The 24,979-nt window shown below is 66.7% G+C and carries 24 protein-coding genes and 1 other RNA gene; 10 read left to right on the top strand and 15 right to left on the bottom strand.

Translation table 11 applies throughout. The features are described 5' to 3' along the window. Positions 1 to 13: 13 nt before the first annotated feature. Positions 14 to 604: a LemA family protein gene (locus tag OIM94_RS13080; RefSeq protein WP_264607156.1), complete on the bottom strand. Its 591-nt coding sequence runs from the start codon at positions 602 to 604 to the stop codon at positions 14 to 16. A 145-nt stretch (positions 605 to 749) separates the two neighbouring features. On the opposite strand from OIM94_RS13080, the gene mscL reads away from it, so the two are divergent. After that, on the top strand, positions 750 to 1,208 hold the full coding sequence (gene mscL, locus OIM94_RS13085) for a large conductance mechanosensitive channel protein MscL (protein ID WP_264607157.1): 459 nt from the start codon (positions 750 to 752) through the stop codon (positions 1,206 to 1,208). Here the strand turns inward: mscL and OIM94_RS13090 are convergent. After that, positions 1,205 to 1,636 carry an RrF2 family transcriptional regulator gene (locus tag OIM94_RS13090; protein ID WP_264607158.1) on the bottom strand — a complete coding sequence of 144 codons (432 nt, stop codon included), beginning with the start codon at positions 1,634 to 1,636 and terminating at the stop codon, positions 1,205 to 1,207. The genes mscL and OIM94_RS13090 overlap by 4 nt on opposite strands. A 59-nt stretch (positions 1,637 to 1,695) precedes the next feature. Between OIM94_RS13090 and ssrA the strand changes: the two genes are divergently transcribed. After that, positions 1,696 to 2,042: a transfer-messenger RNA gene (gene ssrA, locus OIM94_RS13095) on the top strand. A 50-nt stretch (positions 2,043 to 2,092) separates the two neighbouring features. Here ssrA and OIM94_RS13100 read toward each other — a convergent pair. Beyond that, on the bottom strand, positions 2,093 to 3,244 hold the full coding sequence (locus OIM94_RS13100; RefSeq protein ID WP_264607159.1) for a glycosyltransferase family 4 protein: 1,152 nt from the start codon (positions 3,242 to 3,244) through the stop codon (positions 2,093 to 2,095). A gap of 196 nt (positions 3,245 to 3,440) precedes the next feature. Between OIM94_RS13100 and OIM94_RS13105 the strand changes: the two genes are divergently transcribed. Next, the gene (locus OIM94_RS13105) at positions 3,441 to 4,127 is read left to right on the top strand and encodes a fatty acid desaturase family protein (RefSeq protein WP_264607160.1); all 687 of its coding nucleotides are present in this window, start codon (positions 3,441 to 3,443) and stop codon (positions 4,125 to 4,127) included. On the opposite strand, the gene OIM94_RS13110 is transcribed toward OIM94_RS13105, so the two are convergent. The 6 genes from OIM94_RS13110 to mnmA all read right to left on the bottom strand — a co-directional run bounded on the left by OIM94_RS13110 (position 4,124) and on the right by mnmA (position 11,215). After that, positions 4,124 to 5,377 (bottom strand): capsule biosynthesis protein, encoded by a 1,254-nt coding sequence (locus OIM94_RS13110; protein ID WP_264607161.1) that lies wholly within the window; start codon positions 5,375 to 5,377, stop codon positions 4,124 to 4,126. The two genes, OIM94_RS13105 and OIM94_RS13110, sit on opposite strands and share 4 nt — an antisense overlap. Beyond that, complete coding sequence (locus OIM94_RS13115) at positions 5,374 to 7,020, bottom strand: beta-3-deoxy-D-manno-oct-2-ulosonic acid transferase (RefSeq protein WP_264607162.1); 1,647 nt, start codon at positions 7,018 to 7,020, stop codon at positions 5,374 to 5,376. The genes OIM94_RS13110 and OIM94_RS13115 overlap by 4 nt, the downstream gene beginning before the upstream one ends. Further along, positions 7,017 to 7,832 carry a 3-deoxy-manno-octulosonate cytidylyltransferase gene (locus OIM94_RS13120; protein ID WP_264607163.1) on the bottom strand — a complete coding sequence of 272 codons (816 nt, stop codon included), beginning with the start codon at positions 7,830 to 7,832 and terminating at the stop codon, positions 7,017 to 7,019. The genes OIM94_RS13115 and OIM94_RS13120 overlap by 4 nt, the downstream gene beginning before the upstream one ends. 10 nt (positions 7,833 to 7,842) lie before the next feature. Continuing rightward, on the bottom strand, positions 7,843 to 8,859 hold the full coding sequence (locus tag OIM94_RS13125) for a KpsF/GutQ family sugar-phosphate isomerase (RefSeq protein WP_264607164.1): 1,017 nt from the start codon (positions 8,857 to 8,859) through the stop codon (positions 7,843 to 7,845). A gap of 77 nt (positions 8,860 to 8,936) precedes the next feature. Further along, positions 8,937 to 9,950: a phytanoyl-CoA dioxygenase family protein gene (locus tag OIM94_RS13130; protein WP_264607165.1), complete on the bottom strand. Its 1,014-nt coding sequence runs from the start codon at positions 9,948 to 9,950 to the stop codon at positions 8,937 to 8,939. Positions 9,951 to 10,102: 152 nt separating this feature from the next. Then, entirely contained in the window at positions 10,103 to 11,215 is a 1,113-nt protein-coding gene (gene mnmA / locus OIM94_RS13135; RefSeq protein WP_264607166.1) for a tRNA 2-thiouridine(34) synthase MnmA, read from the bottom strand. A gap of 156 nt (positions 11,216 to 11,371) precedes the next feature. Between mnmA and OIM94_RS13140 the strand changes: the two genes are divergently transcribed. The 3 genes from OIM94_RS13140 (at position 11,372) to OIM94_RS13150 (ending at position 12,385) form a co-directional block, all read left to right on the top strand. Beyond that, positions 11,372 to 11,599: a hypothetical protein gene (locus tag OIM94_RS13140; RefSeq protein ID WP_264607167.1), complete on the top strand. Its 228-nt coding sequence runs from the start codon at positions 11,372 to 11,374 to the stop codon at positions 11,597 to 11,599. A 103-nt stretch (positions 11,600 to 11,702) separates the two neighbouring features. Further along, positions 11,703 to 12,002, top strand: a complete 300-nt coding sequence (locus OIM94_RS13145) for a DUF1153 domain-containing protein (RefSeq protein ID WP_264607168.1) — start codon at positions 11,703 to 11,705, stop codon at positions 12,000 to 12,002. A gap of 125 nt (positions 12,003 to 12,127) precedes the next feature. Continuing rightward, positions 12,128 to 12,385, top strand: a complete 258-nt coding sequence (locus OIM94_RS13150; protein WP_064310489.1) for a GlsB/YeaQ/YmgE family stress response membrane protein — start codon at positions 12,128 to 12,130, stop codon at positions 12,383 to 12,385. A gap of 60 nt (positions 12,386 to 12,445) precedes the next feature. On the opposite strand, the gene OIM94_RS13155 is transcribed toward OIM94_RS13150, so the two are convergent. After that, positions 12,446 to 13,171: an SIMPL domain-containing protein gene (locus OIM94_RS13155; RefSeq protein WP_264607169.1), complete on the bottom strand. Its 726-nt coding sequence runs from the start codon at positions 13,169 to 13,171 to the stop codon at positions 12,446 to 12,448. Between the two features lie 267 nt (positions 13,172 to 13,438). Here OIM94_RS13155 and OIM94_RS13160 point away from each other — a divergent pair, with 267 nt between their 5' ends. From OIM94_RS13160 to OIM94_RS13170, 3 genes are all read left to right on the top strand, one after another. Continuing rightward, positions 13,439 to 14,617, top strand: coding sequence for an efflux RND transporter periplasmic adaptor subunit (locus tag OIM94_RS13160; RefSeq protein ID WP_264607170.1), 1,179 nt, complete (start codon positions 13,439 to 13,441; stop codon positions 14,615 to 14,617). Positions 14,618 to 14,629: 12 nt separating this feature from the next. Continuing rightward, positions 14,630 to 17,800 (top strand): efflux RND transporter permease subunit, encoded by a 3,171-nt coding sequence (locus OIM94_RS13165; protein ID WP_264607172.1) that lies wholly within the window; start codon positions 14,630 to 14,632, stop codon positions 17,798 to 17,800. Between the two features lie 104 nt (positions 17,801 to 17,904). Next, a complete protein-coding gene (locus OIM94_RS13170) occupies positions 17,905 to 18,903 on the top strand; it encodes an LLM class flavin-dependent oxidoreductase (RefSeq protein WP_264607173.1) in 999 nt (332 codons plus the stop codon). Positions 18,904 to 18,947: 44 nt separating this feature from the next. On the opposite strand, the gene OIM94_RS13175 is transcribed toward OIM94_RS13170, so the two are convergent. From OIM94_RS13175 to OIM94_RS13190, 4 genes are all read right to left on the bottom strand, one after another. Further along, positions 18,948 to 19,523, bottom strand: a complete 576-nt coding sequence (locus OIM94_RS13175) for a hypothetical protein (protein WP_264607174.1) — start codon at positions 19,521 to 19,523, stop codon at positions 18,948 to 18,950. 178 nt (positions 19,524 to 19,701) lie between these two features. Beyond that, a complete protein-coding gene (locus OIM94_RS13180) occupies positions 19,702 to 21,009 on the bottom strand; it encodes a sensor histidine kinase (protein WP_264609907.1) in 1,308 nt (435 codons plus the stop codon). Positions 21,010 to 21,172: 163 nt separating this feature from the next. Continuing rightward, positions 21,173 to 21,841, bottom strand: a complete 669-nt coding sequence (locus tag OIM94_RS13185) for a response regulator transcription factor (RefSeq protein ID WP_010543094.1) — start codon at positions 21,839 to 21,841, stop codon at positions 21,173 to 21,175. 30 nt (positions 21,842 to 21,871) lie between these two features. Next, the gene (locus OIM94_RS13190; RefSeq protein WP_264607176.1) at positions 21,872 to 22,186 is read right to left on the bottom strand and encodes a hypothetical protein; all 315 of its coding nucleotides are present in this window, start codon (positions 22,184 to 22,186) and stop codon (positions 21,872 to 21,874) included. 148 nt (positions 22,187 to 22,334) lie between these two features. Between OIM94_RS13190 and OIM94_RS13195 the strand changes: the two genes are divergently transcribed. Continuing rightward, positions 22,335 to 24,119: an ABC-F family ATP-binding cassette domain-containing protein gene (locus tag OIM94_RS13195; protein WP_264607177.1), complete on the top strand. Its 1,785-nt coding sequence runs from the start codon at positions 22,335 to 22,337 to the stop codon at positions 24,117 to 24,119. A 72-nt stretch (positions 24,120 to 24,191) separates the two neighbouring features. Here the strand turns inward: OIM94_RS13195 and OIM94_RS13200 are convergent, their stop codons facing one another. Beyond that, the gene (locus OIM94_RS13200; protein WP_264607178.1) at positions 24,192 to 24,809 is read right to left on the bottom strand and encodes a PEPxxWA-CTERM sorting domain-containing protein; all 618 of its coding nucleotides are present in this window, start codon (positions 24,807 to 24,809) and stop codon (positions 24,192 to 24,194) included. Positions 24,810 to 24,979 lie beyond the last annotated feature (170 nt).

Raw genomic sequence — 24,979 nt, forward strand, 5'->3', positions numbered from 1 at the left:
AGCGCCGTGTGGATCAGTTGCCGTTCCCGAAGTTTACCGTCGGGGCGACATCGGCGCCTGCCTTGGCCTGGAACGGCGTCATCGGCTTGGCACCGTAGAAGATCTTGGCGCCCACCGCGTCGGGGAAGGTGCGGATGCGGGTGTTATAGTCCTGCACCGCCTGGTTATAGTCGCGGATCGAGATGGTAATCCGGTTCTCGGTGCCTTCCAGCTGGCTCATCAGCGTGGTGAAATTCGCCTGGCTCTTGAGGTCCGGATAGGCCTCGGTCGTCGCCAGCAGGCGCGACAGCGATCCGCCCAGCTGCTGCTGTGCCGCCTGGAACTGCTGGACCTTGGCCGGATCGGTCAGGTCATTGGCGTTGACCTGCACCGAGGTCGCCTTGGCGCGCGCATTCATCACGTCGGTTAGGATCTTGCCTTCGGACGCCGCCGAGCCCTTCACCGTCGCGACGAGATTCGGCACCAGATCGGCCCGGCGCTGGTACTGCGCCTGCACATCCGCCCACTTCGCCTTCGCGTTTTCCTCCGCGGTGGGGACACTGTTGAGTCCGCAGGCCGAGAGCGACAGGGCTGCGATCGGCACGAGTGCGGTACGAAACTTCATGGGGAAGAAACCTCCAAATCCCATCAACTGGGTGTCTTATACGACGCCTACACCGGCCTGCGAAAGCGAAATCGGTCGCGAGGGGTTGGCCTATGCCCGGGACTTGGGCAAGGTCCGGAAGCCTTCGCAACGGGAGAGATGGCGAATGTTGAAGGAATTCAGGTCGTTCATCGCGCGCGGTAACGTGCTCGATCTGGCAGTGGGCGTGATCATCGGCGCGGCGTTCGGCAACATCACCAAATCCCTGACCGACGACATGATCATGCCGCTGGTCGGCTGGATCTTCGGCGGCGTCGATTTCTCGGGCTATTTCCTGCGGCTGGGCGCGGTCCCCGCCAGCTATACGGGCTCGCTGTCCAACTATGCCGCGCTCAAGGCGGCGGGCGTGCCGCTGATCGGCTTCGGCCAGTTCATCACCGTGGTGATCAACTTCCTGATCCTTGCCTTCATCGTGTTCCTGCTGGTGCGCACGGTGAACAAGGTGATCGCCGCTGCCGAGCGCGACAAGGCAGCCGGAGACGCGCCGCCCGCGGCCGATCCGGCCGATGTCGTGCTGCTGCGCGAAATTCGCGACGAACTGAAGAAGCGCAACGGCGCGGCCTAAGCCGCGGCCAGTTCCTCCGCGGCGGCATCGGCGAGGCTGGTGCCGTCGAGAATGCGGGCGGTTTCGTCGCGCACGCGGGCCATCGCCCGGCGGATCGCGCAGGCGGCCTCGTCCTTGCAGTCGTTGCACGGGCGATAGGCGGTCCGGCTGACGCAGGGCACCAGCGCCAGCGGACCCTCGATCACCCGGATGATCTCGCCCAGCGAGATCAGGTGCGCGGGCCGCGCCAGACGATAGCCGCCCATCTTGCCGCGCGTGGAGGTGAGAAAGTTCGCCTCGCGCAGGTCCGCCAGGATCAGCTCGAGAAACTTGCGCGGCACATTTGCCTCGGTGGCGATGCGGTTCATCGGCACGGGCGCGCCGGCGATCGGCTGTTCGGCGAGGAAGAGCATTGCGCGGAGCGCGTAGCGGGAACGCTGCGTCAACATGATCGCTTCTCCATGCCAACCGAATGGGGCCGTGTGAAGGCGCTTAATCCTTGCAACCTGACCTTTTCATTAAGCGGAAAAGCCCTATATGGGTTCCTGCCGGGTTCGCCCGGCTATGGCGATAAACAATGGCGTATAATAGATGCAGCGGACCCGGGGGCAGTACCCGGCGGCTCCACCATAACCGGTGGTGTATCTGGACACCGTTTCTGACGGGGCCGAACCAGGATCGACGTGTATTGAAAGGCGCTGTCTTCGCTCGGAATGGGACCACCGCAACGGCCCATTACACAAGTGCCAACGATAACGAAGCACTCGCTATTGCGGCGTAACCTCACGGCCTAACGGCCTAAGGTTATTCTAAAATGCGCGGTTGGGCCACACCGGGCAACAGAAGTGGACTCCAGCGGCCGCCAGGGGGGCCGGGCAACAGAACCCCCTGGACTTACCCCAAGATCACAGGCTGTCGAGCCAGGGCTCCACGGCGGCGAAATGCGCCTCCCAGCTGGGCATGGTATAGCCGCGCACGCGTGCCAGCTGCTCCGCGCGGATCTCGCCGGGCTGGAGATGATGGGCGATCGCCGCAAGCCAGGTCGCGCCGTCCAGCGGGTCGCAATAGATCGGCAGGTCCCCGGCCAGTTCGCGGAAGACGGGCAGGTCGCTTGCCACCACCGGCGTACCGACGCCCAGTGCCTCCACCACCGGCAGGCCATAGCCTTCGGCGAAGCTGGGCATCAGCAGCGCACGCGCCCCGCGCAGATACCCGGCAAGCGCCATGTCGCCGCAATCCTCGATCACCTCGACATGGCCTTTCAGCAGCGGCAGCCGATCCAGCATCGCCAGCGCGGTCTGGGCCTCCCAGCCGCGCTGGCCGATGATGATCAGCTTGGGGCAGGCGGCCGCATTGTAGGTGATCAGCCGCCGCCAGAGCTGCAGCAGCAGCACGTGGTTCTTGCGTCCCTCGATCGTGCCAAGGGTGACGAAATAGGGCCGGTCCAGTGCGATCGGTGGAGCGTCCATGGGCAACGGGTGGCCGCCGAGCAGCGCGGCAAGCATCGGCGGGCAGGGCTTGCCCTCCGCCTCCGCAAAGGCGGCGAAATCGTCGAGCGTCGCCTGTGAATTGCCGATGATGGCGGTGGCACTGGCGAGCGCATTGGCCATCCGGCGATGGTGGCGGATATCCTCGCCCACGCGGCAGAATTCCGGATGGGTCAGCGGGATCAGGTCATGGATCAGATAGACCGGCCGCACCTGTGCGCGCTGGGTCCAGGCGACGAGGCCGGTGGCGTCTAGCCCGGTATGGCCCACATTGAGGTACAGCCGATCATGCCCCAGCTGCCCGCCGCGCTGCGCGACCACCGCGCGCATCGCCAACCGGGGCGCGCGCGTGCGGAACTGCGGGCCGCCTTCGCGGATCAGACGGAAAATCGCGTCGGATAGTGCCGGGGTCAGGATCTGGCGGAGATTGCCGCGCTGAATCACCGCCTGCGCGCGATGGGCGAAATGGTCCACATAGGCCAGGCACACCCGGTCGATGCCGGTGGGCAGGCGCCCGGTCCAGGTCCGCCAGATGAGACGGCTGATGTCGATAAGTAGATCGCGCTGCATCGGTGCCTGGGGTCAGTCCCTTGCGGGCAAATGGAGAGGGGAGATGCGACACGCCATGATTTCTCCGTGGCTTGCGCCTCCGGCATGCGCAAATCAAGCCGTTGCTGCATCGCGGTGCAGCAGCTAGGACGCGGGACGAGACGAGCCGCGCGCGGCGCGGCACAGCCTGGGGCCGGTGATGGCGCGACGAATATTGATGCCGCTGTTTCTGCTGTCGCTGTGCGCGAACCTGATCGCCGTGATGCGCGATCCGAGCTGGTGGGCGATCCCGGCGCTGCTGGCCGGATGGTACGCCGCCGATCTGGCCTCCGGCCTGGTCCACATGTACATGGATTACAAGCCGACGCCCGCCGGCAAGGGGCTGGATGCGCTCTATTTCTACGAGGGATCGCGCGAGTCCGATCACTACAAGGCCTTGTGGCGCGAGCGAATGGCGAAGGTCGGGCCCCTCGATCGACTGGTCTATGATTTCAAGAATCATCATCCGCGCCCGCACGCGCTGGGCCGGCGGGATCTCTGGCGGCTGATCGGCAGCACCGTCATCCTGGCCGCACTGCCCTTTTCGGTCGTCTTGAATGTCCTGGCGTTCAGCGGGCTGGCCCCGGGCTGGGCGGCGGCGGGCGGTGTCGCACTGATCGTGGGCGGGGCTTTCGCGCAATATTTTCACGGCGCGCTCCACCGCGAGCACAATCCCTGGATCATCCGCGCGATGCGTCGCGTGGGCCTGCTGATGTCGCCTGCGGCACACCAGCTGCACCATGATACGCTGCAGCGCGATTTCGCGACCAATTGCGGCTGGTCCAATCCGCTGGTCAACCGGCTGTTCCGGGCGGGCCGCCGCCGCGGCTGGTTCGACGATGCCGGGCTGGAGCCGGCGGCCTAGACGAACAGCGCCGCTTCGCTGATCCGCGCGATTTCCGCGTCGGCATCGCCGAGCAGCCGTTCGATGCTGTTCTCGATCAGTGTTTCGGTCGCCGACTGGCTGGCAAGCCCGCCGCGGATCAGACAATGCTCGTGCAGTACGCGGCGGAAGGCGTCGTACAGCTCCATGTCGGGTGCCTGGGGCGCATCCCAGAAGCGATCGAGATGCCCCTGGTGCGTCACGCCGGGCACGTCGTAGATCGCATCGCCCAGCACGATCACGGGCTTGCCGGCGGTGAGCGCCAGCGTGCCGGACGTGCTGTTGACGCAGACCATGCCTTGCGCGTCGCGCGCCAGCCGGCCGAGGTCGCCGCCTTCGATATGATGCACGCGATCGGCGACTCCCAGCGCCTTGGCGCGGCGCTGCAGAAAGGCGCGCCAGTTATGGAAGCCGCAGTCGAGCGGATGCTCCTTCACCAGCAGATGCGCGTCGGCGGGCGCGCACTGGGCGAAGCTGTCGAGCACATAGTCCGCCGCGGTCATCATCGTGCCGAAGGGCGAGTGCTCGCGGATCTGATAGTCGCCGGTCAGCTGCAGCGGAAACAGGAAGAAGGGCTTGCCCGCGAGCGCCGCCAGCGTCTGTTGCGCCTGCGCGGCCCGCCGTCGGCTGAGCGCGAACTTGCGGATCCAGCCCAGCCCCTCGACGATGATCACGCCCTTGCGATGCGATCGATAGAAGGGAAAGCGGATCCGGCCGGTGACGACGCGGTGATAATACCAGTAGGAATCGCGGGCACGTCGGCCGAAGCTCGCGGTAATCGGCGGCAGCACCGGCACCGGCGGCAGCGTACGCGCGCGGGCGCGGATCGACTCGGCATCGCGGTCCAGCGTCGAATGGCCGTTCACGCCGTCCGGCTCCAGCGTCATCCAGTCGGGCCGGATATAGCCTTCCTCATAGACGTGGATCGCCACCCCGCGCAGCTTCGCCAGCCGATGTGCCGCTAGATGCATCGGCCGACAGTCGCCATAGAGCACCAGATCGGTGATCGCATGTTCGCGTACGAATCGATCGAAGAACATCGGCCAGGTCGACATGCGACCGCGAAAATCGATCGCGCCTTCCGGCCAGTCATAGCGATCGCCGCCGTTCAGATTGATTCGATGCACCGCACAGCCCCGGGCGGCGAGTTCGCGACTCAGCTGCCAGAAGAATGGCCCCGGCGGGCCCTGCAGGAACAGAAAAGAACGCCGTAGCGGGCGTACATGCTTCATCGGCCGATCCCCAAGCGGGTGACGCTGCGTTTAACCTTGCCCTGCACGATACGCAATCGTTCGAGCAGCGACGGCGTCATCGCTTGATCTGCGATCATGCGGTCGACCAGCAGTTCCACTTCGCAGGGCAGCCGGGTGACGGGATCGAGATAGCGCGGGTAGAGAATCAGTACTGCCGCGACGAGTTCCGCGAGGCTTCGGCGTGCGGTGCGACGTGCCGGAACCGGGCCGAGATCGCGGGTAAGGCCCCAGCCTGCATAGAAGGGGACACCGTGCGTGACGACCTGCTTGTCGCGCAGCAACGCCTCGAACCCCGCGAGCGAGGTGAGCACATGGATGGCGTCGACCATGTCGAGCAGTGCCGAGATCGGCGCCCCACGCTCGATTCGGTCGGCGTGGCGGAGCGCAACAAGATCGTCGATCGCGCCCTTGCGGTGCCCGGCCTCGACATCGGGGTGCGGCTTGTAAAGCAGATAGGCGTCGGGTTCGGCACGTCGTGCGGCAACCAGCAGGTCCAGATTGGTCATGCCGCCCCCGCCGCACTGTACCGAGCGATCGTCCTCGACCTGACCGGTGACCAGCACGTGTCGCCGTTGCCCCGCGGGGCGCGCGATGGGCAGTGCGCCGCGGCCATATTTGCTGAGACCGGCCGCGACAATCCGGTCGATCAATGCCTCGGCGCGGGCGAGGATCGCCGGTGCGATCGTGCCGCGTTCCAGCAAGGTTTCGAGGTCGCTGGGCCGGGCGGGATCGAAATGCACGCCGCTGCGGTCGACGGTGATCGAGAGTGGCGGCACGCAATTGGCGCCCAGCCCGGTCGAGCGGAGAAACCCGTCCTCGATCTCGCCGGTGGGCGTGCCCTTCGTCTCGAGCTGGCCGAGCATCGCCGGCGGCACGCGCGAACGCCACAGCAGCGTTGTCCCGCCCCCAAGCGCGTCCGCCCGGTAGCGCGGGCCGGCACCGCCGTCCCAGAGCAGCGCCTCCATCGTCTCGCGCTTCCAGCCTGCCACGCCCAGGATGCGCGCCACGTCGCGATTGCCGTCGATCAGCGAGCGCCAGGCGGCAAGCTGCGCGATCACTGCTTCCGGCCTCGTCGCCCGGCCCGTAAAGGGGTCGCGCCAGCAGCGCCGGGTGAGCAATTCGGAGCGGAGCAGTGCAGCAAGATCGGCGGGATTGCCACCTTCCAGCGCTGTAAAGCGGCCGGTGCCGAACACGCGCAACGGGCGGCCTGCAATCGCCGCGACCAGAGCGGTCTCGTCCTCGGCATCGGCGAAAAGGGTGGTGCTGCGGTCGACAAGCCACCAGGGATCGGCGCCCCGGATCTGCAACAGGCCACTGCCCCCGACACCCAGCGCGATGCCTCGCTCCGCCGCATCGGCGGGTGCCGCGGCCAGCATGGCGCGCAACTGCGCCCGCGAGCGGGCCGCGAACAGCAGGTCGCGGCCGGCCGGCAGCGCAGGGTGAGCGCCCCAATATCGTCCTCCAACCCGCGTGCTGCGCAACAAGGCGAGCAACGCCTCGGGGTCGCCGACCGTATCGTGCGACGCCGCGGTCGCGAGCGGGGCGGTGCGGGCGCGCGGAAAGGGCGGGATGCGCAGGAACGCGTCGCGGATCGAACCTGCCTCGCGCGGGCGCGCCGTCACGCGATGTCGCGCGCGGCCAGCGTGGCTTCGATCGGCGTCAGGTCGGTCGGGTTGTTCAGCTCGATCGGATCCCAGCCGGGCGAATCGAGCGTGATCACGTCGATCGGAATGCCGTGGTGGAGGAAGCGCAACTGCTCCAGTCCCTCGTACAGCTCGGCGGGCGAGGGGGGCAGGGCGCGGTACTGCCGCAATGCCTCCGGCCGATAGGCATAGAGGCCGAGGTGGAGCAGCACCGGCAGGGCATCCTGCCGCGGACCTTCGGGGAGGAAGGGCAGCACGCGCTTGGAGAAATACAGGGCCTGGCCGGCGGCGTTGGTGATCACGGTGGTGCCGCCACTTCGGCCGGCGGCCTGATCGGCGATGAGATGATCGTACACGCCGGGCGAGCAGCGCATGGCGACTGTGGCCACGGAACAGGCAGGATGTGCTTCCATCCAGTCGGCCAGCGCAGCGACGAAGGCGGGCGGCGTCAGCAGCGCATCGCCCTGAAAATTGATCGCATAGTCGGGCTCGATCGCCAGCGCTTCCATCGCGGCCGCGACCCGTTCGGTACCGTTGGCACAGCTTTCCGGCGTCATCACCGGCGTCTCGCCGAGCGCCTGCACCGCTTCGGCAATGCGCGCATCGTCTGTCGCGACGTGCAGCGGCAGATCGCCGCGTGCGGCATGCGCGGCGGCGATGCTGCGTGCGATCAGCGGGCGGGCCACGCCGGTCGCGCCGCGCACCGGCGCCAGCGGCTTGCCGGGGAAGCGCGAAGAGGCATAGCGCGCCGGGATCACGATCACGCCGCCGGAGATGCGGGCCTGCTCCATGCGATGGCCCTCAGGCGCCGAGCTGGAGATCGTGGATGTGCAGCAGGCCCCAAGGGCGGCGCGAACCTGCCTTTTCCATGACGAACAGCACGGTGACCTTGTTCTCCTGCATGCGCGCGATGGCATCGTCGACCGACGCATCCTTCGCGATCGTCACAGGATTGCCGGTCATGATCTCGCCTGCAACCGCAATCAGCATGCGATCGAACGCGCGCCGAAGATCGCCGTCGGTGATCACGCCCACGAGATCGCCCGCCGCGTCCACCACGCCGGCGACGCCTTTGCCGCAGGAGGTCATCTCCAGCACCACGTCACGCGCCGACGCCTCGGGCCGCACGAGCGGCAGCGGTTCGTTGCGGCGAACGAGCGCGGCTACCGTCTGCATTCCCCAGCCGATCCGGCCGCCCGGATGCCAATGGGCGAGGTCGTTGCGCGACACGCCGCGGCGGCGCATTGCAGCCACCGCCAGCGCGTCACCGAGTGCAAGCATCATCGTCGTCGAGGTGGTCGGCGCGACGCCTTCGGGGCAGGCCTCGCCGCAGGCCGGCAGCGCCAGCGTGATCGACGCATTGCGCGCCAGCATCGACGCGGCACCGGCCGTCATCGCGATGACCGGGACCGCCAGCCGCTGCGCGTGCATCAGCACGGCGACGACTTCGGGGGTCTCGCCAGAGTTGGACAGGACCATCACTACGTCGCCGCTGCGCATCACGCCGAGATCGCCATGGGATGCTTCGCCGGGGTGAAGATAATAGGCGGCACTTCCGGTTGCCGACAGCGTCGCGGCGATCTTGCGCGCGATGTGCCCCGACTTGCCCATGCCCACCAGGATGATGCGTCCACGCGCACCGACCAGAAGCTCTACGGCGGCGGCGAATTCGGTTCCCAGCTGCCCAGCGAGCAGCGACAACGCCGCCGCCTCGGTACGGATCACCTCCGCCCCGTGATGAATGGTATCTTGTACGCCAATTACTTCCATCTGTGCCCCCTGGTGATCTCGTCGCGCCTGCCAGATGCGGTCAAGCATTCGCGGCATTCGGTTTCGATCACGCACTGATCTTGTCTGGCACTCGCCGCGCCGGGATGCAAGCACCGCGCCTTTTCTCAATCGTCGAGAACAAACTTGTTGCCACGGGGCTGCCAAGGCTGCCCCATCCATTTTTGAAGATAGTCGCGAATCTGCCACATCGCCCCGATCCGGCGCTCGGCAATGCCTGGAATGCTGAGCAGGTCTCCGCCCGTCCATGGGACGAACGGATTGCGCCGGCTGAACGACCAGAGCTCGAGCCGGCGGCTGGGCCGCGACGCGGCGACGCGGGCGTGGAAACCGCAGGTGTCGGCGACGACCAACGTGTTGGCGGGGACGGGAAAGCGCTGCGCTGGCGGCAGGCCCAGCGCTGCAAGCTCGCTTTCGTCGATCCGCAGCGATCCGCGCGCCGAAAGAAAGTCGCTGCTGGCCTGCGCGGTCATGCTGCGCGCGCGTTCCCATGCCAGACGTTCTTGCGACAGCCGGTGCGAACCCGGCACGTAGGAGAAGGGCCCGTCCTCTTCCTCCACGTCGTTGAGGAAGAACCATGCCTTGAGCGTGGGGTGAAAGGTATCGGCGTGCAGCCGGGTCTGCGGATCCGGATCCGGCACCGCGCTGTCAGTCAGAATCGCCTGAATATAATGCAGTGGCTCGCTTTCGAAGCTGCCGACATAGCGGCAAAGCGCGCGAAACCGCGGATGCTGCAGCAACGCTTTGGCCGCCGGAACGGTTCGCAGAAAGCCAGGCCCGATGGCGATGCGGCGGGTGATCGTGTTGCCCTGCCGCATCTCGCGCGCTTTGAAGCGCTCGGCCAGCACCGCGTCCCGTAGCGCGGTGAACATTGCGGGGGGCAGGAAGTCGCGGATAACGACGAAGCCGTCGCGGTCGAAGGCGGAGCGGTCCTCAGGGGCGAGCCCGCGGGTGAGGCGTGCCCGGCGCGCCCAGGCAAGCCGATGCGCCAGTGCGGCGCGGCGGGTGTGCAATCCCATCGCGTTGAGCCGGGGGGACCCCAAGATCGGGTTGTCGCGAAAGGATTTCGCGCCGGTGGCAAGTTGGGCAACCCACCAGGGGGATGCCAGGATCGAGGGCATGCAACATCTCACTCGGTACACGATGGTCTGCGACCCATCCCGTTGCTTTTCAGCAATCTATGTAGACGCGTTGACCCCAAAACCGGTTCCCGGTCAAGCTGCGACATGTTCGCAACATCGCATTCCAGCGGGAATGCGACAGGGCGACCATCTCAGGCTGCAGTGAGAGCCGCCGCGCGTTCGGTTTCGGCGATCCAGCCACCGCCGAGCACGCGATTACCGGCATAGAGCACGGCCGCCTGACCCGGCGCGACGCCATATTCCGGGCTTTCGAAGACCACCCGGTCTCCCTCGCGGCGGGCGGGTATTGGCTTGGCCAGGCTGCGCACCTTGGCAGTCATCGGTCCCTGATGGTCCCCGGCCAGCCAGTTGATCCCCTCCAGTCGCGCCGCGCCCACTGCAAGCGCCCGACGGGGACCGACGACGACCCGCTTCGTCTCCGGCTCCAGCCGCAGCACATAATAAGGCTCGGCCGCGCCGCCGATCTCCAGCCCGCGGCGCTGGCCGACGGTGAAATGAATCAGGCCGCGATGCTTGCCCAGCTTGGCGCCGGATTCGTCGACGATGTCGCCGCCCGCCTCGGCCTGCGGACGCAGTTTCTTCACCAGCGTGGCATAATCGCCGTCCGGCACGAAGCAGATATCCTGGCTGTCCGGCTTGCCGGCGACGCCCAGACCAAGCTCGGCCGCCAGCGCGCGCACCTCGGGCTTGGGCAGGCCGCCGAGCGGAAAGCGGAGGAAATCGAGCTGTGTCGCGGTGGTGGCGAACAGGAAATAGCTCTGGTCGCGCGCGGGATCTGCGGCGCGGTGCAGCTCGGGCCCCTGCGCACCCATGACGCGCCGGACATAATGGCCCGTGGCCAGGCAGTCGGCGCCGAGATCGCGCGCGAGCGCGAACAGGTCGGTGAACTTGGGCCCCATGTTGCACTTCACGCAGGGGATCGGCGTGCGGCCGGCCAGATATTCGTCGGCGAAGTCGTCAATCACCTGGGTCTGGAAGCTGCTGGCGTGATCGAACACATAGTGCGCGATACCCAGCTTGTCGCACACCGCCCGCGCGTCGCGGATGTCCCGGCCGGCGCAGCAGCTGCCGGCGCGGCCCACTGCCTCGCCGTGATCGTAGAGCTGGAGCGTGATGCCGATCGTCTCCGCACCGCTGCGCGCGGCCAGTGCCGCCACGACGGAGGAATCGACGCCGCCCGACATGGCGACGACGATCCGTCGCCCGCGAAGCGGCTCGGCAAGCTGAAAATCACCCGGGGTCATGGGCGTGCAGATAGGGCAAGCACGGTCCGGTTGCCACCCGAGTCCGCGGGCAAGCTTCATGAAATCGAAGTTAAACGTCCGTTTTCAGCCCCTTTACGGCCCCTTCAGCACTGCGCGCGTATAACGGCGGCCAGAAGGACGACTGGAAACGCATTGGTGGACTTGAGTTTTGCCCGTTCCGACCGCGACCTGACGGCGCTGCTGCTCCCCACGGGGCTGGCGGTGCTGATGGCGACGGCGACGAGCCGGCAGGCCGCAAGCCCCACCGCACGGATCCAGACCCGGCTTTCGATGCCGCTTCCCGTGGCAGCACTGCTCGCGCCGGCCGATGGGGCATTCCATCGCGCCGTGGCGGCCGCGCTACACCAGTGGGGAGAGGCGTGAAGCGCGCGTTTACCCTGCCATTTTAGCCGATGTTCAACGGCGGCGGGTAAAAGTCGTTTCACGGATGCGTAACAGGGGCGCCCGGCCCCGAAGAGGTTGGTAGATGATTGAGAACCAGAAGATCCGTCCCGCGAAGGTCATCGGTCCGCTCGGCGAGCCGTTGACGCTGGACACCCTGCCGCCGCCCAACACCACCCGCTGGGTGGTACGGCGCAAGGCCGAGGTGGTCGCCGCCGTCAATGGCGGGCTTCTGACCGTGGACGAGGTGTGCGAACGCTACGGCCTCACCGTGGAGGAGTTTGCCGGCTGGCAGCGGGCGATCGATCGTTCGGGCATGCCGGGCCTGCGCGTTACGCGCATCCAGCATTATCGCTCGCTCTACGAACGCCAGCAGAAGTTCTGAACCGCGCTTCGTCCCGTTTTTGAAAGTTCCCTTGACAACACAAAATTTCGTGTCGGAACCAATCTGACCATTTGCGGATTTTCCTTTGCGTGGCCCGGGTCGCCGGGCAAGTAAAGGAGGGACCAATGGTAGGATTTATCGTTTGGCTCGTCATCGGCGGCGTCGTCGGCTGGCTTGCAAGCATCATCATGCGCACCGATGCGCAGCAGGGCATCTTCCTCAACATCGTCGTCGGTATCGTGGGTGCCTTTGTGGGCGGCCTGCTGTTCGGCGGCAACATCAACAGCGGCGTGATCACCCCGATGACCTTCCTGGTCTCGCTGGTGGGTGCTGTCATCCTGCTGGCGATCGTGAACCTGGTTCGTCGCGGCGCCGTCCGCTAACCGATACCAAGGTTTTCAAAAGGGCCGTCCCTTGCGGGGGCGGCCCTTTTTCGTGCCTGCCTATTTGAGCAGGAAGCGCACCGAGACGCTGGCGGTGAGCTTCTGCTCGCCCGGTATGATGGCGGTGTCCGCCTCTGCCATCATGCCCTTTGCGCGCATGAGCATCGGCATCGGCTGGACAATCGGCGTGCTGCCGGTCTCCGAAATCATCAGGATACGATCGACCTTCAGTCCGGCGGCTTGCGCATAGAGGGTCGCCCGCGCCCGGGCCTTGGCGATCGCATCGCGGCGCGCCTCGTCCAGTGCGCCCTGCTCGTCCGCAAGCGTAAGGTTGGGGCCCGAGATGTTGTTCGCGCCCTGCGCTACCAGTGCATCGAGGATCGTACCGCTGCGCGCGACATCACGGAAGCGCACGCTGAGCTGGTTCGACGCCTGGTAGCCGGTGATCACCGGCGGCTTGTTCTCCTGATAGCGATATTGCGGCGCGAGGTTCACGGCGCTCGTCTGCAGGTCGCGCTCGGCGATTCCCGCCTTGCGCAACGCCGCCAGTACCGCAGCCATCCGCGCGGCATTCTGCTGCATCGCCTCGCCGGCGCTCGCGGCGGTGGTAACCACACCCGCCTGGATCAGCGCGAGATCGGGCACGCGGGTGCTGCTGCCCTCGGCGTTGATGTCGAGAACGGTGCCGTCGGCGGGGATGGGTTGTGTGACCGTTGCGGTCTGCGCGAAGGCGTGCGGTGCGGCCGCCAGCGCGATCAGTGCGGCGAGCGGCAAGGTGCGGATCATGGACGTTCCTCCTGGTTCTGTCGTTTCCATGCCCCGGCTTGTCGACGCCTGCAGACGAACGCAGGCTGAACGACGGGGCCGTGAGGAAACGTTTGTTGTTACTTGCAAGTACCAGAAGGTGGCGTGGTTTTTTCTTTTCGGCGACTTGCATCGCGTCATGCAACCGGGCATTGGCCCAGACGTTGCTATCCCGGCCTTGTGGTTGGTGATATATTCCTATAATACAGTGCGACCTGGAGCGCGTGGCGCTCCGAACGAGGTGGGCGCATGAACTACGAGGCAGGGATGTTGGATCGGCAGGAGCGGCTCGGCTACGAAGGTGAGCCGGCGCGGCGGGGGCGGCGCTGGTTGTGGATCGGCCTGGGCGCGTTTGCGCTGATCGTGATCGCCGCGTTCCTGGTGATGAAGCGCCCTGCCGCGCAGCTGCCCGCCGCCAAGGGGGGCAAGCAGCAGGCGCAGATGCAGACGGTGACCGTCTCCGCGCCGGGGCAGCAGACCATCTCCACCATCGTCACCGGTACCGGCAGCCTGGCGGCCAAGCGCGAGATGCCCGTCGGCGTCGCGGGCGAAGGTGGCATCGTCACGCGCGTGCTGGTCGACGCCGGCAGCTGGGTGCAGAAGGGCCAGGTGCTCGCCGTCATCGACCGATCGGTGCAGACGCAGACCGCCGAATCGCTTGCCGCGCAGATCCGCGTTGCGGAGGCCGATGCCAAGCTGGCGCAGGCCAACCTGGAACGCGCCCAGCAGCTGGTCGGCAACGGCTTCATCTCGCGTGCCGATATCGACCAGCGCACCGCCAATCGCGACCAGGCGCTCGCCCGGGTTCGCGTCGCCAAGGCGCAGCTCGCCGAAACCCAGGCGCGCAATCGCCGGCTGGACATCCGTGCACCGGAAGCGGGCCTCGTGCTGGCGCGTCAGATCGAGCCCGGCCAGATCGTCAGTTCGGGCTCGGGCGCGCTGTTCCGCATGGCGATGGATGGGCAGCTCGAACTGCGTACCCAGCTTGCCGAGGCCGATGTCCAGAAGCTGCACGTCGGCGCGCCAGCCGAAGTGACGCCGGTCGGCACCCAGCTGAGCTTCAAGGGCCAGGTGTGGCAGGTGTCGCCGGTGATCGACCCGACGAGCCGCCTCGGCGTCGCCCGCATCGCGCTCGCCTATAATCCCGCGCTGCGCCCCGGTGGCTTTGCCAGCGCGCGCATCGTCGCAGGCGCGGTCACCACGGTCGTCCTTCCGCAATCGGCGGTGCAGAGCGACCAGCAGGGCAGCTTCGTCTTCATTCTCAACGAGAAGAACGAGGCGGTGCGCCGCGACGTGAAGACCGGCGACGTGTCCGACCAGGGCGTGCGGATCACCAGCGGGCTGACCGGCAGTGAGCGCGTCGTCCTCACCGCGGGTGCGTTCCTCAACCCGGGCCAGAAGGTCATTCCGCAGCTTTCGAAGAAGTAAGGGATCGGCGCGATGAGCTTTCGCAACATCTCGGCCTGGGCCATCCGCAACCCGGTCCCGCCGATCGTCCTCTTCCTGTTCCTGACGATCGCGGGGCTGGTCAGCTTCTCCCGCATGGACGTCAACAACAGCCCGGATATCGACTTCCCGATCGTCTGGATCTCGATCAGCCAGCCAGGTGCCGCGCCGAGCGAGCTCGAGACACAGATCACCCAGAAGGTGGAGTCGGCGGTCCGCAGCCTGCAGGGTATCGACGAGATCAACTCCACCGTCTCCGAAGGCAACAGCCAGACGGTGGTGCAGCTGGCAATCGGCACCCCGATCGACCGTGCCGTGGAGGACGTGCGCAGCGCGATCCAGCAGATCCGCGGCAACCTGCCCGACGGCATCCTCGAGCCGCAGGTCGGTCGCGTCGACAGCGCCAGCAGCAACGATATCGCCAGCTTCACCGCCTCGGCCAGCGACATGACCGTCGAGCAGCTGTCCTGGTACATCGACAACACGGTGACCAAGGAGCTGCTGTCGATCTCCGGCATGGCGGCGGTACAGCGCAACGGCGGCGTCAGCCGCGAAGTGAGCGTGGTACTCGATCCGGTGAAGCTCGCCAGCTTCGGCCTCACCGCGAGCCAGGTGAACCAGCAGCTCCGCCAGGTGAACCTCAACGCGGCAGGCGGCCGCGCGCAGATCTCCGGCTTCGAACAGTCGCTGCGCGTCGTCGGCAATGCCAAGGATGCCTACACGCTGGGCCAGACCCAGATCGCCACCGGCAGCGGCCGTACCGTGCGCCTGGCCGACATGGCGACGGTGAAGGACGGCTTTGCCGAGCGGCGCAACTTTGCGCGGTATGACGGGCATCCGGTCATCTCGTTCGACATCCAGCGCGCCAAGGGAGCCTCGGACGTCACCATTTTCGACGAGACGCAGAAAAAGCTGCAGGCGCTGGAGAAGAAGAACCCCAACGTCCATTTCGAGCTGCTCGACAACAGCAGCAAATATGCCAAGGAGCAGTTCGACACGGCGATGGAGGCCATGATCGAGGGCGCGGTGCTCGCCGTCGTCGTCGTCTTCCTCTTCCTGCGCGACTGGCGCGCCACGGTGATCTCGGCGCTGGCGATTCCGCTGTCGGCGATCCCCAGCTTCTGGTTCATGGACATGCTGGGCTTCACGCTCAACCAGATGACGCTGCTCGCGCTCAGCCTGGTGGCGGGCGTGCTGGTCGACGACGCGATCGTGGAGATCGAGAACATCGTCCGCCACATGCGGATGGGCAAGTCCGCCTATCAGGCCTCGATCGACGCGGCGGACGAGATCGGCATCGCGGTGCTGGCGACGACCATGTCGATCGTCGCGGTGTTCCTCCCCGTGGGCCTGATGCCGGGCATTTCGGGCCAGTTCTTCAAGAATTTCGGTCTCACCGTCGTTGCCGCGGTACTGATGTCGCTCGCCGTCGCCCGCATGCTGACGCCGATGATCGCGGCCTATTTCCTCAAGGCCCATGGCCATGCGGAGCATGGCGGCGGTCCGGTGATGCGCATCTATGTCCGCCTGCTCGAATGGACGCTGATGCACCGCTGGGTGGCGATCCTGGCCTATGTCCTGTCGCTGGGCGGCACGATCGGCCTGCTGGTCGGCATGCCGCAGACCTTCCAGCCCGCGCAGGACCAGGACAGCGTGACCGCCACGATCGAGATGGTGCCCGGCACCACGCTCGAACAGACGGACCGCGTCGTCCAGCAGGTCGCTGGGATCCTGCGCGCCGAGCCGGGCGTGCAGCATACCTATGCGCGCACCTCGGTCGGCAATGGCCGCGTCACCGCCGATCTGGCGGAGAAGAAGACGCCGGAGCGCAAGGAAACCAGCACCGAGTTCGAAAAGCGGGTCGCACCCAAGCTGCTCGCGATTCCCGATGCCCGGGTGAATTTCCGCTCGCAGTTCGGCTGGGGATCGACCGGACGCGACCTGACGGTGACGCTGGGCGGCGAGGATCCCGAGCTGCTCAACAAGACTGCCCTCACCCTGATGAAGCAGATGGAGGGCCTCAAGTCCGTCGTCGCGCCGCGCATCTCGGGCGATCTGCAGCGGCCCGAGATCGTGATCTCGCCCCGGCTGGACCTGGCGGCCGACCTGGGCGTGACGACGGCGGCGCTGTCCAACGCGATCCGCGTGGCGACGCTGGGGGATATCGAGCAGAACAGCGCGAAATTCTCGCTGTCCGATCGGCAGATCCCGATCCGTGTCGCGCTCGATCAGGATTCGCGCACCCGGCTCGACACGCTCCAGAACATGCGCGTGCAGACGCAGACGGGCGGATCGGTGCCCCTCTCGGCGGTCGCCGACATCCGCTTCGCCGCGGGACCCACCAAGGTCGAGCGCCTGAACCTGCAGCGCCGCCTGGTGGTGGGCGCCGACCTTGCGATGAACCCCGCCACCGGCAAGCCCTATATCTCCGGCGACGTGATGAAGGAGATCCACAATCTTCCGATCATGAAGCAGCTGCCGGTAGGTGTGGCCGAGATGACTGTCGGCCAGGCCAAGTGGCAGGGCGAGATGATCCAGAACTTCATCGTCGCGCTGGCCTCGGGCATCTTCCTGGTCTTCGCGGTGATGGTGCTGCTGTACCGCCGCTTCGTCTCGCCGATCGTCAACATGGGATCGCTGCTCAACGCGCCGCTGGGCGGGCTGATCATGCTGGCGATCCTGGGGATGCCGGTGTCGCTGCCGGTCTATATCGGCATGCTGATGCTGTTCGGCATCGTCGCCAAGAACTCGATCCTGCTCGTCGACTTCGCGCTGGAGGAGATGGAGAAGGGCGTGCCCAAGATGGAGGCGATCATCGATGCGGGCCGCAAGCGCGCCCAGCCGATCGTGATGACTACGATCGCGATGGTGGCGGGCATGGTCCCGACCGCGCTTTCGCTCAACGGCGACTCGTCCTTCCGCGCACCGATGGGCGTGGTGGTGATCGGTGGCCTGATCGTCTCGACGCTGCTCACGCTGGTGATCGTGCCCGCGCTGTTCAGCCTGGCGGTGGGCCTCGAAGGGTGGCTGGGGCCGCGGCTGTCGCGGCGCCTGCTCACCTATCGGCCCGGCGACGACGGCAGCAAGGTGCTCGGCCCGGTGGCGGGACCGCACGGGGCGATCGATCACAAGCCCGGCGACGACGGCGTGCTGCCCGCGGAGTGAGCGCCGTTCTCCGGAGACCCCCTTCCGCCCGCGGGAGGGGGTAGGGACAGGGCGGCTGCGCTAACCCCCTGGCATCGCTGCGCCGCCGTCCCCACATCCTTTCCATGACTGCTTTTTCGCTGCTCGATCTGGTGCCCGTCGTCCAAGGCGGCACCGTGGGCCAGGCGCTCGCCAACGCCGCCGATCTCGCCGCCCATGCCGAACGCCTCGGCTTCCAGCGCTACTGGATGGCAGAGCATCACGGCATGGAAGGGATCGCCAGCGCCGCCACCGCGGTGGTGATCGCGCATGTCGGCCATGCGACCCGCACCATCCGCATCGGCGCGGGCGGCATCATGCTGCCCAACCATTCGCCGCTCCAGGTAGCCGAAGCCTTTGGCACGCTCGACGCGCTGTTCCCCGGGCGCGTCGATCTGGGTCTCGGTCGCGCGCCGGGATCGGACCAGCGGGTGTCCGCCGCGATCCGCCGCACGCTGGACAGCGACGGCAACGCCTTCCCGCAGAACGTGATGGAGCTGCAAAGCTACTTCGCCGATGACGGCCGCACCGGCATCCGTGCGACGCCGGGGGCGGGCGCGAACGTCAGGCTGTGGATCCTCGGCTCCAGCACCTATGGGGCGCAGCTCGCCGCCGCCCTCGGGCTGCCCTATGCCTTTGCCTCGCACTTCGCACCCGCCCAGATGGACGAAGCGATCGCCGCCTATCGCCGGAATTTCCGCGCGTCGGAAACGCTGGCCAAGCCGCACGTGATGCTGGGCTTCAACGTGTTCGCCGCCGACAGCGACGAGGAAGGCGAATATCTCGCCAGCTCGCAGCAACAGGCCTTTGTCGCGATCCGGACGACGGGGCGCGGCATCCAGCTGCCGCCGCCGGTGGAGGGCTATCGCGCCGGCCTTGGCACGCAGGGTAACGCGGTGCTCGACCATGTCCTGTCCGCATCGGCGATCGGCGGGCCGGAAAAGGTGCGGCGCGAGATCGCGGCATTTCTCGAGCGCACCCAGGCCGACGAGCTGATGCTCACCAGCGCGATGTACGATCACCAGGCGCGCAAGCGCAGCCTGGCGATCGCCGCGGAGGCGATGCGGGCGGTCGAGCCCGCCTGAGGGTTCGGGCGGCGCCTGCCCCCAGGACGCCGCCCACCCCGGCCTCAGGCCAGGGTATCGACGACCAGCCCGGTGGCGCTGGTGCTGCTGCTCTTGCTCGTGTCGCCCGAGGCGGAATAGCTCGTGCCGCTGTCGTTCGCGTCGCGCAGCTGCTGGAGGAAGGCCATCAGGGCGTCGAGCTGCTTCGCGGTGGCGTCTTCGCTGCTCGTGGTGCTCGTCGAGTCCTCGTCCGATTCGTCCGATGCCGCTGCGGGCGGCGGGCCACCTGCGCCGCCGGGTCCGCCCGGACCGCCCGGACCGCCCGGACCGCCCTTGCCCTCGGCGCCCTTGGCGAAGAAGCTCTTCAGTTCGGTTGCCTGGTCCTCGGTGAGCGTGCCGCTGTCGACCTGGCTCTGGATCAGCGACTCCATCTTCGACTTCATGTCACCCGTCGGCTTGCTGCCGCTGCTGCGCTCCGACGACAGCGTCGAGTCGATCGAATCCAGCGCCTTGGAAAGCGCCGTCTGGTCCGTTGCGCTGATCTCGCCCGAAGAAACGGCAGCCGAGATGCGATCGTTCATGCGATCGCGCGGCGACTGCATCGTCATGCTTGCGGTGGAAAGTGCGGAAATGCTGCTCATGGTCTGCCCTCCAAAGGGGTAAAGTCCCCGCGGCAGTTTACACCAATATGGTAAAGCAACATTTAATCGGCCCGGGGGAATTTCAGGAGGGGTGGGCCCTGCGACTCGCGCAGACCGACACCGGCCGGGATGACCAGCCAGCGTCACACAAGAATTTCCGACTGTTGCGAGGTTGAAATCAGCCCGCGGCGGGCAGGCGCAGGCGCACCATCAGGCCGCCCAGATCCTCGCTCTCTTCGAGGCTGACGGTACCGCCATAGAGCTCGGCGACGTCGCGCACGATGGCGAGGCCCAGCCCAGTCCCGGGCTTGCCCGTATCCAGTCGCACGCCGCGATCGAAGATTCGGATGCGGTCCGCTTCCGGAATGCCGACGCCGTCATCCTCGACGAGGATCTCGACAAAGCCCGATTCCAGCCGCGCGGTGACGAACACGCTGCCGCCGCCATATTTGGCAGCGTTCTCGACCAGGTTCCCCAGAATCTCGTCCAGATCCTGTCGCTCGATATGCGCGATGGCGTCCTTCACTCCGTCGACGTCGATGCGCACATTCGGATAGAGCCGCGCAACGGCCCGCTCGACCGCCTCGATCGACGGCCATACCTCTGCCCGGCTATGGGCGCTGCCGCGGCGGCCCACCGCGCGGGCACGGGCGAGATGGTGGTCGATCTGCCGCCGCATCGTCCGCGCCTCGCGGATCACCGTATCGGGCAGATCGGCCTGGCCGGCGGCGGCGGCGTTCATGATCACGCTGAGCGGGGTCTTGAGCGCGTGGGCCAGGTTGCCGGCATGGCGCCGGGCCTCCTCGGCCTGGCGGTCATTATGATCGACCAGCGCGTTGAGTTCATCGACCATCGGGCCGACTTCGGCCGGAAGCGGGCCGCCGATCCGCTTGGTGTGCCCGGCCCGGAGGCTGGCAATCTCGCGGCGGACCTTTCGCAACGGGCGCAGGCCGTACCAGGTCTGCAGCGCCGCCATCGCCACCAGCCCCAGCCCGAGCAGCGCGAAGCTGCGCACCAGCGTGCGACGCACGGTCGCGATCTGCGCGTTGAGCACGTCGCGGCTCTGCGCCACCTGGAAGCGCCAGCGCACCGGGGATCCGGGCAGCTTCAGGTCGCGCTCGGCGATTCGCAGCTTCTGTTCGGGAAACTGGTTGCTGTCGTAGAAATGGACGTCGCGATCATTGTGGACCGCATCGACCTTGAGCCGCCGATCCCAGAGCGAGCGGGAATAGAAGGGCTCGCGTCCCTCGCCGCTGATCTGCCAATAGGCGCCGGAATTGGGTTCCAGAAAGCGCTGGTCGGCAAGCTCGCGCGTCATGCGCACGTCGCCGTTGCTGTCCAGCTCGGCCGAGACGATCATCGACGAGACGAGATAATCGAGCTGGTCGTCGAAATTGCGGGTGATCGCACCAGTCAGCACGCGGTCGAGCGCCAGACCGCCGCCGACGAGGAGCAGCAGGATCCAGGCGGTCGCCACCAGCAGCATGCGGCGGCTGACCGACCCGGTGACGCGTACCGGACGACGCGACTTGGGCTCCGCCTCCACCAGGGTGGTACTCGTCTCGGTTCCCGGCACAGTCTCCCCGGCGGCAGCCTGCGCCTCGCCCTCCGCGTCGCCGGGGATCGGTTCGTCGTGCACGGGCCCGCGATCAGCCGAAGTTTGCTTCGTCCAGGCTGTAGCCGAGACCCCGGATGGTGGTGATCACATCGGCGCCCAGCTTCTTGCGGATGCGGGTGACGAACACTTCGATCGTGTTCGAATCACGATCGAAATCCTGATCGTAGATATGCTCGATCAGTTCGGTGCGGCTTACCACCTTGCCCTTGTGGTGGAGCAGGTAGCTGAGCAGCTTGTATTCCTGCGCGGTGAGCTTCACCGGCTCGCCGGCCTTGGTGACCTTGCCCGAGCGCGTGTCGAGCCGGATGTCGCCCGCGGTCAGCTCGGCCGAGGCATTACCCGAGGCGCGGCGGATCAGCGCGCGCAGCCGGGCGATCAGCTCCTCGGTCTGGAACGGCTTGGCGACATAGTCGTCGGCGCCGGCATCCAGGCCTGCCACCTTGTCCGACCAGCTGTCGCGCGCGGTGAGCACCAGCACCGGCGTGGTCTTGCCTTCCTTGCGCCAGCGATCGAGCACGGTCAGCCCGTCGATCTCCGGCAGCCCGAGATCGAGGATGATCGCGTCATATTGCTCGGTCGAACCGAGGAAATGCCCCTCCTCGCCGTCCGTCGCGAGGTCGACGGCATAGCCGGCGCCTTCCAGCGCGGTGCGCAGCTGGATGCCGAGATTGGGTTCGTCCTCGACGATCAGAAGTCGCATTCGCCGTTCCGTCCTTTTCCTGATGACTGCTCAATTGCCCATGCGGCGCAGGATCTGGCCGGTATGGCCATCCACCTCGATCCAGATGACCGATCCATTGCGCAGGAACTTGAGGGTGTAAACGTCGTGCTCGGGATCATAGTCGAATCCGAGATATTGCGCCCCTGGCATGCGGGGGATGATCCGCCGCTCGATCTCGCGCGCGGGCAGATTCTGGCCACGAAGCCGCCGCTCGCGCGCCGCACGCTGGCCATCGTCCTGCGCGGCGTCGACAGGGCGCGCCACGGCCGGGCTCGTGAGCGCGAGGCTCGCAAGACACGCGACCAGAACAGGGTTGACCAGCATTCGCATGGGCATGGCATAGGGTCCGGGCATTGAATAGCCCCTGAACATCGGTGTCAGCAGCCGTTCGGCAATTGTGGCATTGGTGCATCGCTCGCACCCGGCACCTGCCCGCTTGCGAGGCTGCCCGCGCGCCCCTAGGTGCTGCACCATGGCTGCTCCGGTGCTTTCCTATGAAGGGCTGGGTCTCGTTCAGGGATCCGGCTGGCTTTTCCGCAATCTCGACCTGCATGTCGGCGAGCGCGATCGGCTCGCGCTGATCGGCCGCAACGGCGCGGGCAAGACGACGCTGCTCAAGCTGATCGCCGGCGCGATCGACAGCGACGAGGGCCGCCGCACGATCGTGCCCGGCACCCGCGTGATCCTGCTGGAGCAGGAACCGCGCATGGCCGGCTGCACCACGCTGATGGACTATGTCCTCTCCGGCGACGATGCGCCTGCCCAGCACGAGGCCGAGGCGATCGCCGACCAGCTCGGCATCGACCTGTCGCGCGAGGCCGCGACCGCCTCAGGCGGCGAGCGGCGCCGCGCCGCCATCGCCCGCGCGCTGGCGCAGGATCCGGACGTGCTGCTGCTCGACGAGCCGACCAACCATCTCGATCTCGGCGCGATCGAATGGCTGGAAGACTGGCTGACGCGCTACAAGGGTGCCTTCGTCGTCATCAGCCACGATCGAACCTTCCTCACCCGCCTGACCCGCCAGACGCTGTGGCTTGATCGTGGCGCGATCAAGCGCGCGGAGATCGGCTTTGGCGGCTTCGAGGCGTGGACCGAGCAGGTCTATGCCGAGGAGGAGCGCAACGCCCAGCGCCTCGACGCCAAGCTCAAGATCGAGGAGCATTGGCTCCAGCGCGGCGTCACCGGCCGTCGGCGGCGCAACCAGGGGCGGCTGACCAAGCTCAAGGAAATGCGGGCCGAACGGGCGAACATGGTGGGGCCGCAGGGCACCGCCGCACTCGCCACCGCGTCCGACGGCAACCAGACCAAGGTGGTGATCGACGCCAAGCACGTGACCAAGCGCTTCGGCGAACGCACCATCATCAAGGACCTCACCTTCCGCGTCACCAAGGGCGACCGGATCGGCATCGTCGGATCTAACGGTGCGGGCAAGTCGACCCTGCTCAAGATGCTGACCGGCGAGCTCGCCCCCGACGAGGGCGAGGTGAAGCTTTCAAAGACGCTGGATGCGATCATCATCGACCAGCAGCGCAGCCTGATGGCGCCCGACAAGCGCGTGCGCGACGTGCTGGCGGACGGCGGCGACTGGATCGACGTGCAGGGCGCGCGCAAGCACGTCCATGGCTATCTCAAGGAATTCCTGTTCGATCCGAGCATCGCCGAGGCGCGGATCGGCACGCTGTCGGGCGGCGAGCGCTCGCGGCTGCTGCTCGCGCGCGAATTTGCCCGCCCGTCCAACCTGCTGGTGCTCGACGAGCCGACCAACGATCTCGACCTCGAGACGCTGGACCTGCTCCAGGAAGTCATCGCCGATTATGCCGGCACGGTCGTGATCGTCAGCCACGATCGCGATTTCCTCGACCGCACGGTTACGGTCACACTGGGGCTGGACGGCAGCGGTACGGTGGACGTGGTGGTCGGTGGCTATGCCGACTGGGAAGCCAAGCGGCGGCCCAGGAACGAGACGAAGAAGGCGAGCAAGGCCGCCGCGGCAGCGCCCGTGCCGGAAGCGCCGAAGGTGCGCACGAAGCTCAGCTACAAGGACCAGCGTGACTATGAGCTGCTGCCCAAGCGGATCGAGGAAATCGACCAGACGATCGCCCGCGACGAGGCGGCACTGGCCGATCCGGCGCTCTACACAAAGGATCCGGCCAAGTTCGCCAAGCTAAGCGACGGCATCGCCCGGCTGCGCGAGGAAAAGGACGCCGCCGAGATGCGCTGGCTGGAGCTCGCCGAGATGGTCGAGGGGCTCGGCTGACCCTTGGCGCCGCCAACAAAAAGCCTCGCCGAATTGCTCCGGCGAGGCCCCTTGGGGGTATCGTAAGGTCGTTCAGCGCGTCGCGTAGCGTACCCGAACGCGCCGCGTCGTGCGCAGCATGGCGCCCGCCATGCCGAATCCCGCGATCATCATCGCCCAGCTTGCCGGTTCGGGCACCGCATTCACCGCCGTCGCGGAGAAGCTGGTAAGGCCCGAGCCTTGCGTGGTGAGCGTCATCACCCCCGGCGTCGGATCATAGCCGGCGATGCGGAAGATGCCGGATGCGATGACCTTCAGGCCGCCACCCAGCCCATCGGGGGTGCGGGTGACCGACTTGATCGTGGCCAAATCGAAATAGACGACCGACTGAATATTGAAGAACGAATTGATAGCGCCGGTGGAGAAGGTCGGCAGATCCTGAATGGTACCGCAAGGGCCGAGGCAGAAGGCGCCGGTAAAGATCCCGGTCCCGCCAAGGACACTCGTAATCGTCCCGGGGGTGCCAAGGTCTCCGCTCAACGGCGAACCGAAGCTGTAAAAATCGAGGCCTGTCGCGGTCGCCATGCCGGTCCCACCGACGGGGCGAACATAGCCGGTGAAGCTCAACTGTCCGATGACCGTGGCTGCATGCGCTGGCGCAGCGACGCCCAACAACGCTACTGCGGCCGCGAGCCGTGCTTGAATACGCATGTGCTACCTCTCCACGCAAGACGCTTATGGTTTTCGGCGCGACTCGATTGTATTTCGCACTCCTGCAAGATTAACGCTCGTTTAATACTTGACAATATCGTCAAATATCTGCGTGTTTACGCAGATCTGAATTTTGCGACGCGGTGCCGTTGCTTGCGTGGACTCGGCCG

The organism is Sphingomonas sp. R1, from assembly GCF_025960285.1.
In the GTDB taxonomy this organism is placed as follows: Bacteria; Pseudomonadota; Alphaproteobacteria; order Sphingomonadales; family Sphingomonadaceae; genus Sphingomonas.